This window comes from Candidatus Poriferisodalis sp., from assembly GCF_965219595.1.
Taxonomy (GTDB): Bacteria; Actinomycetota; Acidimicrobiia; order Acidimicrobiales; family Poriferisodalaceae; genus Poriferisodalis.
In genome coordinates this window covers 1076209-1090834 of the sequence record NZ_OZ244781.1, presented here as the reverse complement: position 1 = coordinate 1090834, position 14626 = coordinate 1076209, and the positions used below count along the sequence as shown (strand labels likewise).

Genomic DNA, 14626 nt, shown 5'->3' with positions numbered 1-14626 from the left:
ACTCTGGCTATGGCACAGTCGATGGCCAGCTAGTGATGACTGTCACGCCAAGTACATTCTGTACGCGCCGAATTCCGCTGAAAAAGACGTAGGAATTTGACCTAGTGCATGAGTTGTTTGCGCGACCGCCCTTGTGGATTCCGTAGGCCGCGTTATAGCTGTAGACGGGGCCGCCGCTGTCACCGCTGCAGTTCCTCATATCGGGCCCTGACGCACGAATAAAGACGGGGCTGCATGTGACTCCGTTGCCGTCACACCCATTGCTGGGATTAGGTTGATACCTGACGTTGTCAACCGTCCCGCAGCTGACACCTGAATTCGTGCCCATGTGGCACACATAATGGCCCATCATGAACAGTCGGCCAGGGCCGATACTATGAATTGAACAGGTTTGAGTTACTCCAGAATTGTCGCTGCAACGAATCTTGTGTGTGGCCGAGTGGCCTTGGCCCTCGGGTATGACGTAGAAGGCCGCATCGTTGCTAGCGTTGTATACGCGGCTATTGAATGCAAGTGTCACGCCTTGAGTCGTCCATGTCCGCTTGTTGCAGTGGCCAGCCGTGATGAGGCCGTATCGGTTGTCTCCACTGTGGTATGCGGTGAAGCCCGATGTGCAAACAGCACTGTTGTGGCTCATCCTGCGGCCGCCTTCGAAAGCGACTTGGTCCTCAACTGGGTCCGCCTCAATGACGCTGTAAGGGACGGCGATATGCGGGGCCAGTAAGGCGTTGATGGTGGCCAGTCTGTCGGATCCGTCTGTGGCGGCACCGGTGCTGCCAACCGGCCCGAACGGTCCACGACCTTCCAGAGCGTCAAGGGCACCTGATGGTGAGGCTGGGACTCTGCTGGTGTCGATACCGATTTCGAGAGCATTGCTTCTCATGTTCACGGCGGTGTGTGTGATCAGATCGCTCACCTCGATCTGGACACCGTCTGCTGCACCGGTATTGCCGATTGGCCCGACGCTCTCGCCAATGCCGAACTGGTCTTGGGCTGCGGCAAGTGCCGCGAATGTGACCTCGGCGCCGGTACGAATCTGCACATCGCTATGCGCGTCGGCGAGCTCGGTGGCAGTGTTGCTGGGCGGTTCTGATCCGGCGAGCCGTACCCAAGCGGTCATCGGGCCGTGATGATCGATGTCCCATCCAGCGAGCCGGTCCGCTTCGAGGCTGTGGAGAACGGCGACGATCTCCTGCAATTCTGGGATGCGTTCGAGCCGTTGCTGCGCCTCGGCGAGCGTGACCGAGTAATCCGATGCGTAGAAGGCCACGATTGGGTGTGCCGCGGGCGCGTTGTCGGTAGAAGTCTGGGCGAGAGCGCTCGTCGGCAGCAAGGCACCGAGTGCGCAGGTTACGAGAAGCGAGACGAGTGCTTGTCGTCGTCTGCGATGCCGTGGATCGCCTCGGGCCTGTCGGTGTGGGTGGTGTTGCATGTGTTGCCTCCTTTCGAGCCGACGGCGGACTCGGGCGAGACGGCTCGCCACGAGCCTTCCTCTGATGCGACCTTACTGGACGTTCAGTAAGTGCTGTGACAGCGGTGGGGGTGAGTCGCGGCAGACCGAGATGTGGGGCCTGTGTGTTGCTATGCGACGAGGGAGCGGAGTTCGGCGGCCGGAGTGCATCTGTACCGAGTCCGATGTGATGAGCGCCACGAGAATCGTGGCTGGGCGTCGGCGTGTCGAAGCAAATGTGTGCGCGATTCTCGGGCGCATCGGCCATAGTGAGGCCGTGACCGGGGCCGAAGATCCAGCAGAACAGCCGATCGTTGTGTGGGACGGTGCGCCGAACCTGCACAACCCGCTCCTGCTGGTGGCGTTCGAGGGCTGGTTCGACGCCGGCGACTGCGCCACCGGCGCGCTGGAGTGGCTGCGCCGACGCAGCGAGGCTCGCCGGGTGTGCCGCATCGATCCCGAGGAGTTCTTCGACTTCCAGGAGAACCGCCCGCACATCGAGATCGCCGACAGCGGCGAGCGGCGTATCCGCTGGCCGGAGATCGAGTGCCACGTCGTGCCGGCTGCCCCGCCGCACGACCTCGTGCTGCTGTCGGGCATCGAGCCGCGGATGCGCTGGCGCACGTTCTGCGAGGGAGTGGCGGAGATCGCCCGTGGACTCGGCTGCCAGATGGTGGTGACGCTCGGAGCCATGGTCGCGGGCGTGGCGCACTCGCGGACCGCCTCGGTGAAGGGCAGCGCCGCCAACGGGGAGCTGGCCGCTCGCCTGGGCCTCGACAGCCCCACCTACCAAGGCCCCACCGGCATCATCGGCACGCTGCACGACGTGCTGGACCGGGCCGCGTTTCCTGTGGTGTCGCTGCGCGTGGGGGTGCCCCATTACGTCGCGGGCCCGCCGAATCCCAAGGGCACGCGGGCACTGCTGGCCCATTTCGAGACGGTCACCGGCGTGACCACCGGCTACCGCGAGCTGGACAGCAGCGTGCAGACCTGGGAGCAGCGGGTCGATGAGGCGGTGGCGCGAGATCCCGAGATCGTGGCCTATATCCGGCAGCTCGAAGCCGAAGCAGACCGCACCGCCGAGGAGAACCTGCCGAGCGGCGACGACATAGCGCTGGAATTCCAGAAGTTCCTGGCCGAGCAGCGCGAATCGCCCCCCGACGAGCCGTCGTAGGGTTCTGGCATGGGCGGCAGCACGTTCGGGGAACGATTCGCAGTCACCACGTTCGGCGAATCGCATGGTGGAGCGCTGGGGGTGATCATCGACGGCTGCCCCGCGCGCATCGAGTTGAGCGAAGCCGATGTGCAGGTCGATCTCGACCGCCGCCGGCCCGGCCAGAGCAGCATCGTGACCCAGCGCCAGGAGGCTGACCGGGTGACGATCCACTCGGGAGTCTTCGAAGGCCTCACGCTCGGCACGCCGATCGGCATGACCGTGACCAACACCGACGCCCGGCCCGGCGCCTATTCCGAGATGGCCACCAAGTACCGGCCCAGCCACGCCGACTACACCACCGACGCCAAGTACGGCATCCGCAACTGGCAGGGCGGCGGCCGGGCATCGGCCCGCGAGACCGTCGGCCGGGTTGCGGCGGGTGCCGTGGCTCGGAAGATCCTGGCGATGGCCGGGGTGGAAGTGCTGGGCTGGGTCAGCTCGGTGAGCGACATCAACGCCGATGTCGATCCCGCGGAGCTGACCCGCGACGACGTGGAAACCGGGCCGACGCGCTGCCCCGATCCCGACGCTGCCGCTCGCATCATCGAGGCCATCGACGCTGCCCGCCGCGACGGCAACTCGCTGGGCGGGGTGGTGGCCTGCGTGGCCCGCGGCGTGCCGCCGGGCTTGGGGGAACCGGTCTTCGACAAGCTGGACGCCGAGCTGGCGGGCGCGGTGATGTCACTGCCGGCGGCCAAGGGCATGGAGATCGGCAGCGGCTTCGCCGGAACGCTCATGACGGGGCGCACGCACAACGACGAGTTCGAGCCTGGTCCCGACGGCCGACCCGTCACGGTGACCAACCGCAGCGGCGGCATCCAGGGCGGCATCAGCAACGGCGCCGACATCGTGCTGCGTGTCGCCTTCAAGCCCACCGCCACCATTGCGAGCGAGCAGAAGACCGTCACGAACGCCAACGAGGCCACCGTGCTCGCCGCCCGCGGCCGCCACGACCCGTGCGTGCTGCCCCGGGCGGTGCCGATGGTCGAGGCGATGGTCTGCCTCGTGCTGGCCGACCATCTCCTGCGCCAGCAGACAACCCAGCTCGCAGATACTCCTTCGCCGCCGCAGCCATCCGGCTGACGGTCAGCCGATGGACATCGCACAGATTGCGCTCGTCGCGGCCGCGGGCGTGGTTGCGGGCGTGGTGAATGCCATGGCCGGCGGCGGTTCGCTGCTGACGGTCAGCCTGCTCACGGTGGTCGGCGATCTGGGCGGGCTGGTGGCCAATGGCACCAATCGCATCGGCGTCGTGACGCAGAATCTGGCGTCGGTCGCCGGCTACCGGTCTGAGGGTGTGTCGGGCTTGCGCCGCTCGGTGCCCGTGCTGCTGCCGGCGCTGATCGGCTCGGTGATCGGCGCCTACGCGGTCTCCAGCCTGCTCAGCGACACGGCCTTCGAGCGGGTCTTCGGCATCTTGATGGTGCCGCTGCTCGTCCTGAGCCTGTGGCCGCCGAAGGCCCGAGGCGACGAGATCGTCTGGCCGAGGGCGCTGACCGTGGTGGTGTTCTTCCTGATCGGGGCCTACGGCGGGGCGTTTCAAGCTGGTGTGGGGCTCTTGCTGGTGCTGGCGTTGTCGCACGCCGGGCTGGATTTGGTGAACGCCAACGCCGTCAAGGTGGTGGTGATCGCTGTGTTGACCGTGGTGGCGGTGCCGGTGTTCATCCTGAACGACCAGGTGCACTGGGGATTCGCTGTCATCGTGGCCGCGGGCTTTGCTGTCGGCGGCTGGCTGGGTGCCCGCTGGGCGGTGCGCGGCGGCGAGCGGCTGATCCGGCCCGTTCTGGCCGTTGCGGTGCTCGGCCTCGCCGGCCGCATGGTCGGCCTGTACTGAGCCCGGGGCCCGAGCGACCCGTGAGCCCGTATCGAATACGAACTGGGAACAAGAGCGGGTAACCAGCGCGGCTGGGCGCGTAGGGTCACGCCGTGATATTCGAACTGGACGCCGAACGGGTTCGGAACCGCCCGGGCATCAAGTGGGGCCGCGAGGGCCCCGACGTGCTGGCGGCATGGGTCGCCGACATGGACGTGGAGCTGCCCGCAGTCGTGCTCGACGCCGTGCGCGAGCGCATCGACTCGGGCGGCCTGGGCTACGACTTCTACGACCAGCCGATCCCGGTGCTGCGTGTCTTCGCCAAGCGCATGGGCGAGGCGTTCGGCTGGCAAGTCGACCCGCTCGACGTCGTGCGGGTGCACGACGTGATCCAAGGCTTGGAGCTGGCGATCACCTACTGCACCGAGCCCGGCGACGGCGTCATCTTCCAGACGCCCGCCTACCCGCCGTTCTTCTCCAGCGTCGAGGGGCACGGGCGCCGGGTGGTGCCCAACCCGCTCATCCGCCACGATGACAGCTGGCGGCTCGACCTGGACCATTTCGAATCGGTGGCGTCGGCGCCCGACGTGACTGCGGTGATCCTGTGTCAGCCGCACAACCCGTGTGGCATGGTGCTCGACACCGACGACATCGCTGCGGTGATCGACATCGCCGAGCGTCACGATCTGGTGGTGATCTCCGACGAGATCCACTGCGATCTGGTGTATGCGCCCCGGCGGCACATCCCGGTGGCTTCGGTCAGCGAGCTGGCCTCGGAGCGAACGGTCACCGTCACCGCTGCCACGAAGTCGTTCAACATGGCAGGGCTGCGGATGGCGTTCCTGCATTCGGCGTCGTCGCGCTACGGCCCGATCGTCAAGAAGATTCCCAAGCGGCTGATCGGCGGCATCGGGATCCTCGGGCAGGTCGCCACCATTGCCGGCTGGACCGAAGCGTTGGACTGGCTGGACGAGCTGGTGGCCGGCCTGGACAGCAACCGTCACCTGCTGGCGGAGCTGCTGGCGGAGCGGCTGCCCGAGGTCGGGTACCGGCCGCCCGATGCCACCTACCTGGCGTGGATGGACTGCCGCGAGCTGGGCCTGGGCGACGATCCCGCCTCGGTGTTCTTGGGGCGGGGTCGCGTGTACCTGAACTCCGGGCTCGACTTCGGGCCCGAAGGTGCCGGGCACGTGCGGCTCAACTTCGCCACGTCGCCTGCAATGCTCGACGAGGCCACTGCCCGCATGGCCAAAGCCATCGGCCGCTAGCCCGTCAGTCGTCGGCGATCTGTTCGGATTCGCCCTTGCGCGCTTGGTGCCGCAGCACGAGCGTGTAGCCCACGATGGCGACTGCGGCGAAGCTGAACCACTGCACCGTGTAGCCCAAGTGCGGTCCGGCATTGAGCTCCGGCGGCCGCAGCGGTACCGGTGCCGGTGTGCCGTCGGCAAGAGTTCTCCCGAGCGCGAGTCGCACCCCGTCTGAGCGAGTTGCACTGACTACCTCGACGTAGAGGGGCATCAGGTCGAGTGTGGTCTGTTCATCGATGCGCTCGACATCCGTTCGGGCCAGCGATTCCAGCTGCCCCTGGTCCGGGTCCGACGGTCCGAGCCAGCCGCGCTCCTGGCTCAGACGGATGCGGCCGGCAACCAAACTGGGTTCCGTCAGGCGGGTCGCCCAAACTCGGGCTTCGGAGCCAGTCTGCGGTTCGCACGTCTGCTGGGGAAGCCACCCTGCGACCAAGAGCACGCCCAATGGTTCCGCACTGTCGTCGGAAGTCGCCGCCGCTGGCAGAGCGATGTGGCATCCCGGCAAACCGTCGAGGCTGCGGTTGCGGATCAGCACGTTCTCGTCCCAGTCGAAGCGCTCGACCGGCAGTATCACGGTCCGGTACTCCAGCTGGTCGAGGCTCTCGGAGTCGGCGACGGCTTCGAAGAAGCGGCCGGCTTCGAGGGGTTGCATGTCTTGGCGCTCGGTGATTGCAGCGTTGCGGTCGCTTACCTCGTTGTGGCGGCTGAGCTGCCAGAAGCCTGCGATCACGAAGATCACCAGCAGGCCGCCGGCCAGCGCGTGGCCGGCCAGCCAGACCGGCTTGCGGGCGAAGCTGTACACGGCCCGAACCTATTGGGACCGCTGCTGGCCGCCGTCGCGCACCTCGACGCGAGCGATGTCGCCTGCGGGCTCGAAGCCCAGGACCTGGCCGAGGAACGACAGCTCGGCTTCGAGCGCCGCCACGATGTTGGGCCCGCGCCGGAAGCCGTGACCCTCGCCCTCGAACAGCAAGTAGGCGTGCGGCACGCCCGCATCTGCCAGGGCCGTCACCACCTGTTCGGACTGGCTCTGTGGCACCACCCGGTCCTCGGTGCCTTGCAGCACGATCATCGGGGTCCGCAGCTGGTCGGTCCGCCAGATGGGCGATCGCTCCCGGTACAGGTCGGCCTGCTCGGGCCAGGGACCGATCAGCCCGTCGAGGTAGCGGGCCTCGAACTTGTGGGTGTCGCGGGCCAGGGCCTCTAGGTCGGCGACCCCGTAGCGAGAGATGCCGGCGGCGAACACGTCGCTGCCGGTCAGTGCGCACAGCGTGGTGTAGCCGCCTGCTGAGCCGCCCTTGATGACGAGACGCTGGGCGTCCACAGCACCCTCGCGCGCCAGGTGCAGCGCTGCGGCGATGCAGTCCTGCGTGTCGACGACGCCCCACTGGCCCTGAAGCAGGTTGCGGAATGCAGTGCCGTAGCCGGTGCTGCCGCCGTAGTTCACGTCCACCACGGCAATGCCGCGGGTGGTCCAGTACTGGATGCCCAGGTCGAGCGAGCTGCGGGCCGAGCCGGTGGGCCCGCCATGGCTCAGCACCATGAGCGGCGGCAGCTCGGCAGGTAGTGCGGTCACGGCCGAGTTGGCAGGCGGGAAGAAGAAGGCGTGCGCTTGGCGACCGTCATCGCTGTCGAACGTGAACGCACGAGGGACCGAGACATCCTCGGGCGCCAGCACCAGCGGCTCGCTCGCGCTGAGCTGGCGGTGCTCGCCGTCGGGCGAGATTTCCACCACCGCAGCCCGGCGAGTCCAGCTGGCGGCCACCGTCACGACCGATCCGCTGGCTGTGACCGCCAAGCGGCCGAAGTCGGTGAACCCGCTCGGGATCTCTTCCAGCCGCCCGTCGCGGATGGTGCCCAGGTGGCTGACACCGCCTGAGTTCCACGCGCTCCACAGTGCGCCGGATCCGTCCCAGCCGTAGGTGTCCACGGCGAAGACCCATGCCGGCACGCCGAACTCGCGGCCGTGCTCCCCGCCGGCCGCTGCGTCTCTGAGCACCGGTTCGGTGGCACCCGTCTCGGTATCGACGCGGTGGACAGCCCACCAGCCGTCGATGTCGGTCACGATGTGCAGAACGCCATCGGGACTCCACGCAGGCTGGGTTATCGCCGGCCCGTCGACCAGCACCCGATCGGTTCCCGGCACCGCCATGCCGCCGTCCAGGTCGACGACATGCAGGCGCGTGTGATCCCACGGCATGTTGGGGTGATCCCAGCTGAGGTAGGCCAGCACGCTGCCATCGGGCGACGATCGTGGCGACGAGTAGAAGTCGGCGCCGGTCGCCACAACACCCACCGTCCCGTCCAGCCGCACCGCAATCAGCTCGTTGCGCGGCTCGCTGTCGCCGTCGCCGCTGTTGTGGTCCTCGCGCACCCAGATCGTGACGGGTTCGATGCCGTCGCCGACTGGGTGCTGCGAGTGGTCGGCTGGTGGCACCAGCGCTGGGTCGGCGTATCGCAGCCCCCGCGGAGTGTCCGGCTCCGGCGTCACCGCACGCGGCGCGGCCTCTCCCGTCGCGTCGAACAGCCGCACCCGGTGATCGCTCATGCAGCTGGCCAGCACGAAATGGCTGCCGTCGGCTGCTGCAAACGGCAGCCAGGCGCCACCGCCGTATTCGTGGACGGCAGTGCGGATGTCTGCCTCCGCGGTGCGGGGCACGTCGGCGGGCTCTGCACCGGGCTCGCCGAGGCGCACCCGCACGACGACGCCTCGCCCACGGTCGAGAGGCCGCTCTTCCACCCAATAAGCCCAATCGTCGGCGATGCGCGGCTCGGACCGGCGCACAGCACCCGCGGCGACGTCGGCCGCCTGCAGCGGCGACGGCCACGCACCATGCGGAAACTCCCCGGAACTACTGGGGTATCGGGCCGCATCATCTTGACAATTCGATGGCGAACTCATAGGTTCCTCGTTGGTTCAGACGAGCCGCCGCGGTCACTCACAGTGGGCAGATTCCGCGGCGGCGTGAGCGTGCGCTCCGGGTTTTCCACCGGCCCGTGACGCGCCAGTGGACCGGGGGAGCGCCCACCAACTCCCTCGGTCCACACACGCCCCTACGGCCACGGCTCAGGAGTCTTCCTCCGCAGTCGCCGCCGGATCATGCTGAGCGAGGATGCTGGTCAGCGACAGCTCAGTGGCGCGTAGGCGCCCTTCGCAGTGTGCAATCAGCAGGGAGGCTCGCTCGACCTGCGACGCCAGCGTGTCGATGTCGACGTCGTCGCTCTCGAGGCTCGCCAAGATGCCCTCGAGCTCGGCCATCGACTCGGCGTAGCCACCGAACTCGGCATCACCCGGGTCCGCGCTGTTGTCGGCTTCTTCAGCCATCAGTTGTCCTTCCCGTTGTCGGACCGTCAGCCAGCCTGTTGGGCTCATCGCCGGTCGCGTCGTCGTCTCGCACAACGCTGGCAAACACGGCGTGCTGGGTTTCGGTGGAGATCGTGTCGCCAGCGGCAGGCATCTGGCGCACGATGCTGCCGTCAGCCGCGCGTGTGATCGAGAATCCGCGGGCCAGGGTTCGCTTGGGCCCAACCGCCGACACCAGTGCCGATGCAGAGCGCAGCCGGGCCTTCGCGGCGCCGAGGCGTCGCGCCGAGGCTCGTTCTAACCGGGGTCCTTGGGAAGCGAGCGACACCGCGCCGCGCTGCACATGGCTACGGCTGCGCTGCAGCGCTTGGCGGGCGCCGGCGAGTGTGGCGGCCGCAGCGCGGCAGTGACGTTGCGTGTGATGGCCCAGCCGTAGCCGAGCCTCGCCGAGCCACGCGCGCGGGCGGGCAAGGCGACGCTCGGCCTGCAGTCCCAGCGCGCTCCGAGCAGTGGCGAGGCGTGCCGCTGCGGCAGCGGCCCGGGAGCGGGCAAGCCGGTCCACCTCGCGATGGGTTCGAGCCAGGCGTTCGTCGAACGCGGCGACGTGGGCGACGAGCGCGGCGGCGCAAGCCGTCGGAGTTTTGGCAGCCGTGTGTGCCACCTGGTCGGCCACCGAGGTGTCGATCTCGTGACCGATCCCGCAGAACACTGGCAGCGGGCACAGCGCAATGGCCTTTGCCACGCTCGCGAGGTCGAACGCCAGCAGGTCGGTGCGATCGCCACCGCCGCGCACCACGGCGATCACGTCGACGTCGGTCTGCCCGAGCGTGTGCAGCGCAGCTACCAGATCGGTCTCGGCCGTGACGCCCTGCACTCGGGCGTCGCACAACAGCACTTCGAACGCGTAACCGCTTGCCGCCAGCTCATGGGTGAAGTCGGCGTGGGCTGCGCTGCCGTCGGCCGTCACGAGCCCGACCCGCAGCGGCACCAGCGGCAGCGGCACAGCGGCGTTGCGCCGCAGCAGACCCGATTCGGCCAGCTCGGCGAGGATCCGCTCGCGGTCGGCGGCCAGCACGCCGAGCGTGAAGTGCGGGTCGACGCCGCTCATGATGAGCTGCACCTGCCCGCTGCCGGCGTAGTACTCCACTTCGGCGCGGATCCGCACCTCGATGCCGTCGTCGAGCGTCAGACCGCCGGCTGTGGCGAGATCGCGGTTCACCAGGCGCTGGCGCCCCTTGAACAGCGCCACCCGCATGCGGGCGCCGCGGCGATCGTTGCCCGAACCCGGCTCGATGAGGTTGAAGTAGATGTGGCCGCTCGCCGCCACCGAGTAGCCGATGATCTCGCCGCGCACCCAGACCTCACTGGGGAAGGCCTGCTTGATCGTGTCGCCGACTGCGGCCGTCAGGTCCGAGACCGACCACGTGCCGTCGGGCTGGCCTGCCGGGTCCCCGGCTGCGGCCCTGATGCCTTCGACAGCGCTGCTCACGGCTCTGAGGCTGTCACGAATTCGTCCGCGTCGCGACCGAATTACGCCACGCCAGCCGGGCTGCGAGCCAAGCGGTCAGCCGTGCAGGCGTCGATAGGGTGCGCTGCGGAAGGTTGCCAGAGCGGACGAATGGGGCGGTCTCGAAAACCGTTGTGGCCTTCGGGTCACCGTGGGTTCGAATCCCACACCTTCCGCCACACACCGGCCGCTCCCGAGCGTCGTGCGGCTGCGCCGTGAGCGAATCAGCGGTGGGCGCTGAAGAACTCGCTGAGCAGGGCGCCGCACTCGTTTTCGAGCACGCCACCTACTACCTCGGCGTTGTGGTTGAAGCGGGGGTCCACCAGCAGGTTGTAGTGCGTTCCCGCAGCACCCGCCTTGGGGTCGTAGGCCCCGAACACCACCCGCGCCACCCGGGCTGACAGCGCAGCCCCCGCGCACATCGGGCACGGCTCGAGCGTCACTGCCAGCGTGGCGCCGCTCAGCCGCCAGTCGCCGATCGCCGCGGCGGCATCGCGCAGGGCCAGCACCTCGGCGTGCGCAGTGGGGTCGTTGGTGGTCTCGCGCTCGTTGTGCCGTGAGGCCAGCACCTGGCCGTCGACGATCACCACAGCGCCGACCGGCACCTCGCCGGCCGCCGCAGCCAGCCGGGCTTGTTCCAACGCCAACTCGATGGCTGCTTCGTCTGTCACACCCGCAGTGTGGCCGCTGCTGCCCAATGTCAAGCGGCAGTGTCAGGCAACGGTCTCAAGCGGCAGTGATGCCGCGCCTCCGTTTGGCTCGCTCACGCATCCGGGCGTGGGCCTCGGGAGTGCCGTCGTGGAAGGTGCCGAACAGCTTGTCGAGCGGCACGGGCCGGTTGCCGTAGTTGCACTCGAAGTAGCGATGATGCAGGTGGTGGAAGTAGTCGGCGCCGGCCATCGTCGGCCCCTCGCGCTTGCCGATCTCGAAGCGCTCGAATCCCGAGTGGGAGAACGAGGTGGCCACGGCGTTGGACAGCAGGGTGAGGATCAGGATGAACGGGTGGGCGGGCACCACCCACCACAGCACGATCATGCTGAGGTACATCATGTGCTCGACCGGGTGCATCGACAGCCCGCTCCACGGTCCGGTGTTCACGTTGCGATGATGCAGGTAGTGCACGTGGTCGTAGACCCAGCGCATGTGCAGCACCCGGTGGATGCAATAGAAGTGCACCACCGACCACAGCGACGCAATCACCGTGAGCGCGCAGATGTACGGCCACCAGGTTCCCCACTCCACCGACGGGATCCAGTCGTTGGCGTAGAACCACATGGTCAGCGCCTCATAGGCCGACCAGACGGCGCAGCCGCTGACCAGGCACCAGAAGATGTTGTCGCGGGTCTGGTTGTTCCACAGGAACGCCCGGTTGGTGGTGCTGAGCCACTGGCGGTTGTACTTGTAGCGCTGCTGCTGCACCCGCCTCACGTACAGCGCCACGTGCAGCGTCCCCGCAACCAGCGTGAACAGCACCACGTTGCGGACGTAGATCTCCAAGATCCACCTGGGGTGCAGGCTGGCCATGCGCTCCATGGACGGCGTGAAGAAGTTCCACACCACCGCCGACATCGCCACCCAGAGCATTCCCTGGGGGAGCATCATGAGTGAGATGTGCCGCAGGGTCGCCAGCGGCCGCGGCGGCCAGTCCAGGATCGTGGACACCGAGATGGGCAGGTCCGGCTCGTAACCCTTGGCGTCCCGAGTGGGCAGCCCGGAGCTGGTCATCACTGCTCAGTCTGACATGCGGAGAGTGTGGGATTCGAACCCACGGAGGCCGATGAAAGCCTCACACGCTTTCCAAGCGAGCCCATTCGTCCACTCTGGCAACTCTCCGTACCGTTGCAGGGATCGCACGACGATCCCTGCGAAGCAGGCGTGTCGCCGTCTGGCGAGGCGGCCAGGCGATCTGCGGCACACAACGAGGTCCGCTGAGAGCTGCTGCCTCCCGGCCCTGACTCGGTTCACGGGTCGCCGTCGCACAGGACCCGGCCGCCACGTCAGACGGCGACACGCCCCGAACGATAACCGCAGCACCGCCCAATAAGTCACCGTCGGGGCCTAGCGGCCCCGTGAGCGACAGCGAACAGGAGCGGCAAGCAACTGGCGGTCAGAAAGCGGTCGGCGAATCTCTGCCCCGCCTCTTAGGATCGCCGCGAGATGCAGCACCAGTCGCTTTACCGGAGGTTCCGGCCTCAGCGGTTTGCGGAGGTGGTCGGACAGCCGCACTTGGTTCGGGCCTTGCGCAACGCCGTACGCGAGGACCGCGTCGGTCATGCGTACCTGCTGAGCGGTCCTCGCGGCACCGGCAAGACCTCCACCGCCCGCATCCTGGCCAAGGCGCTCAACTGCGAGGCGCTCACCGACGAGGGTGAGCCATGCGGCATCTGCGACAGCTGCATCGCCGTTGCTGCGGGCACCTCGATGGACCTCATCGAGCTCGACGCGGCGTCCAACAACTCGGTGAATCACATCCGCGACATGACCGAGAAGGCGGCCCTGGTCAGCTCCGGGCGACGCAAGGTGTACTTGCTCGACGAGGTGCACATGCTCTCTGCGGCGGCGTCCAATGCGCTGCTCAAAACCTTGGAGGAACCGCCGTCCCACGTGGTGTTCATTTTGGCCACCACCGATCCGAACAAGGTGCTGCCCACCATCCGCAGCCGCACCCAGCAGTACGAGCTGTCGCTGGTGGGCGCCGACGAGATGGCACCGCATGTGCGAGCCATCGCCGAAGCCGCCGGTGCGCCGGTCGATGATGCCGTCGTCGACTACGTGACCGAACGGGGTGCCGGGTCGGTCCGCGACGCGCTGTCTGCGCTCGACACGGTGCTGGCGGCCGGCGGCATCCCTGACGATCGCACTGATGTGAATGCGCTGGTGCAGGCGTTGGCACGCGCCGATCTGGCCGCGACGCTCATCGCCGTCGCCGAGGCCACTGCTGCGGGTGTCGATGCCCGTGATCTGGCCGAGCGCACTGCACGCCGCCTGCGTGACATGTTCCTGGTGGGTGCCGGCGTGGAGCCCGCTGAGCTGCCACCGGCCGACATCGTCTCGGCGCGGGAGCTGAGCGATGTTATGGGTCGCCGCAGAAACGTGCGGGCACTCGAGGCGCTCGGCAGTGCCTTGGCGCAGATGCCCCAATCGGCCGACCGCCGCCTGACGCTGGAAGGCGCCCTGGTAGGCCTGCTCGCCGATGAAGCACTGGGCGCAGGCACGACCGACGCTGCGCCGCCCGCCTCAGCGCCGGCCCGTGGTGAAGCCGGCGCTCCCGCGCCCCCCGCCGCCGGCCCCGCTGCAGCCCGGGCAGCAATGGCCGCAACCACCGCGCCCCCCTCATTAGATGCCCCGCCCGCAGCCCCGCCGCCCCCGCCAGCGCCCCCTGCCGACGCTGCGCCCGGTGCATCCGATGCGCTCTCCGCTCAGGCTGCGCCGCCCGCCCCGGCTGAGTCCGTTGCTGCGCAGGTGCCTCCCGAACCTCGGCCGGATCCGACGATCGAGGCCGCTGCCGCGCCCTCGCCTCCCGCTACGTCGCCCGGCGCGGACGCGCAGCCGCCCACGACGGCCGAGCCTGCACCGGCCTCCGGCTCGGCGATGACGGCTCCCGAGCTCCAACGCATGTGGGAGTCCCTGATTGTTGGGAAGCTGCGTCCGGTCGCCGCAGGTCTATTCCGTGACGCAACCGTTCTCGCCCACGAGCGCAATGTGGTGACCGTCCGGCTGAACGAGGGCGTGCCCCTCGCGCAGGCCCGGCGCCGCAGCAACGAGGTAGAGCCGGTCCTGTCGGAATTGCTCGATCAAACAGTCCGCCTCGAGGTGACGGATCCAAGCAGTGCACCTGGTCCTCCGCCCGAGGACGTTGCGCAACCGGCCGAGATTTCCAGCCCGACCCCATCAGCGCCTTCGCAGGAGGCAGTCGCGCCTGCATCCTCGCAAGAAGCGAAGGTGCAGCGGATCGTGGATCGCTTCCCCGGCTCGGTCGTGGTCCGCGACGATGAGGCCACAACCTGACAGCCTTGGCGCGTGAGCCGG

The 14626-nt window shown here is 68.1% G+C and carries 12 protein-coding genes, 2 tRNA genes and 1 other RNA gene; 6 read left to right on the top strand and 9 right to left on the bottom strand.

What is annotated here, in order from left to right; all coding sequences use genetic code 11:
- Positions 1–7: 7 nt before the first annotated feature.
- Positions 8–1270 carry a hypothetical protein gene (locus tag ACOQPE_RS04660; protein WP_420610727.1) on the bottom strand — a complete coding sequence of 421 codons (1263 nt, stop codon included), beginning with the start codon at positions 1268–1270 and terminating at the stop codon, positions 8–10.
- A gap of 370 nt (positions 1271–1640) precedes the next feature.
- On the opposite strand from ACOQPE_RS04660, the gene ACOQPE_RS04655 reads away from it, so the two are divergent.
- The 4 genes from ACOQPE_RS04655 to ACOQPE_RS04640 all read left to right on the top strand — a co-directional run bounded on the left by ACOQPE_RS04655 (position 1641) and on the right by ACOQPE_RS04640 (position 5747).
- Entirely contained in the window at positions 1641–2624 is a 984-nt protein-coding gene (locus ACOQPE_RS04655; protein WP_420610726.1) for a PAC2 family protein, read from the top strand.
- A gap of 9 nt (positions 2625–2633) precedes the next feature.
- Positions 2634–3749: a chorismate synthase gene (aroC, locus tag ACOQPE_RS04650; protein WP_420610725.1), complete on the top strand. Its 1116-nt coding sequence runs from the start codon at positions 2634–2636 to the stop codon at positions 3747–3749.
- A gap of 10 nt (positions 3750–3759) precedes the next feature.
- Positions 3760–4500: a sulfite exporter TauE/SafE family protein gene (locus ACOQPE_RS04645; protein WP_420610724.1), complete on the top strand. Its 741-nt coding sequence runs from the start codon at positions 3760–3762 to the stop codon at positions 4498–4500.
- A gap of 92 nt (positions 4501–4592) precedes the next feature.
- Complete coding sequence (locus ACOQPE_RS04640) at positions 4593–5747, top strand: MalY/PatB family protein (protein ID WP_420610723.1); 1155 nt, start codon at positions 4593–4595, stop codon at positions 5745–5747.
- Between the two features lie 4 nt (positions 5748–5751).
- Here the strand turns inward: ACOQPE_RS04640 and ACOQPE_RS04635 are convergent, their stop codons facing one another.
- From ACOQPE_RS04635 to xseA, 4 genes are all read right to left on the bottom strand, one after another.
- Entirely contained in the window at positions 5752–6588 is an 837-nt protein-coding gene (locus ACOQPE_RS04635; protein WP_420610722.1) for an SURF1 family protein, read from the bottom strand.
- Between the two features lie 9 nt (positions 6589–6597).
- The gene (locus tag ACOQPE_RS04630) at positions 6598–8526 is read right to left on the bottom strand and encodes a prolyl oligopeptidase family serine peptidase (protein ID WP_420610721.1); all 1929 of its coding nucleotides are present in this window, start codon (positions 8524–8526) and stop codon (positions 6598–6600) included.
- Between the two features lie 327 nt (positions 8527–8853).
- Positions 8854–9111 carry an exodeoxyribonuclease VII small subunit gene (gene xseB / locus ACOQPE_RS04625; RefSeq protein WP_420610720.1) on the bottom strand — a complete coding sequence of 86 codons (258 nt, stop codon included), beginning with the start codon at positions 9109–9111 and terminating at the stop codon, positions 8854–8856.
- On the bottom strand, positions 9104–10579 hold the full coding sequence (gene xseA / locus ACOQPE_RS04620) for an exodeoxyribonuclease VII large subunit (protein ID WP_420610719.1): 1476 nt from the start codon (positions 10577–10579) through the stop codon (positions 9104–9106). The genes xseB and xseA overlap by 8 nt, the downstream gene beginning before the upstream one ends.
- A 107-nt stretch (positions 10580–10686) precedes the next feature.
- Between xseA and ACOQPE_RS04615 the strand changes: the two genes are divergently transcribed.
- Positions 10687–10776 (top strand) — tRNA-Ser (locus ACOQPE_RS04615).
- 45 nt (positions 10777–10821) lie between these two features.
- On the opposite strand, the gene tadA is transcribed toward ACOQPE_RS04615, so the two are convergent.
- The 4 genes from tadA to ffs all read right to left on the bottom strand — a co-directional run bounded on the left by tadA (position 10822) and on the right by ffs (position 12588).
- Entirely contained in the window at positions 10822–11268 is a 447-nt protein-coding gene (gene tadA / locus ACOQPE_RS04610; protein WP_420610718.1) for a tRNA adenosine(34) deaminase TadA, read from the bottom strand.
- 55 nt (positions 11269–11323) lie between these two features.
- Positions 11324–12322 (bottom strand): sterol desaturase family protein, encoded by a 999-nt coding sequence (locus ACOQPE_RS04605; RefSeq protein ID WP_420610717.1) that lies wholly within the window; start codon positions 12320–12322, stop codon positions 11324–11326.
- Positions 12323–12341: 19 nt separating this feature from the next.
- A tRNA-Ser gene (locus ACOQPE_RS04600) sits at positions 12342–12430 on the bottom strand.
- Between the two features lie 59 nt (positions 12431–12489).
- An RNA gene (gene ffs / locus ACOQPE_RS04595) (signal recognition particle sRNA small type) lies at positions 12490–12588 on the bottom strand.
- 166 nt (positions 12589–12754) lie between these two features.
- Here ffs and dnaX point away from each other — a divergent pair.
- Positions 12755–14605 carry a DNA polymerase III subunit gamma/tau gene (gene dnaX, locus ACOQPE_RS04590; RefSeq protein ID WP_420610716.1) on the top strand — a complete coding sequence of 617 codons (1851 nt, stop codon included), beginning with the start codon at positions 12755–12757 and terminating at the stop codon, positions 14603–14605.
- Positions 14606–14626 lie beyond the last annotated feature (21 nt).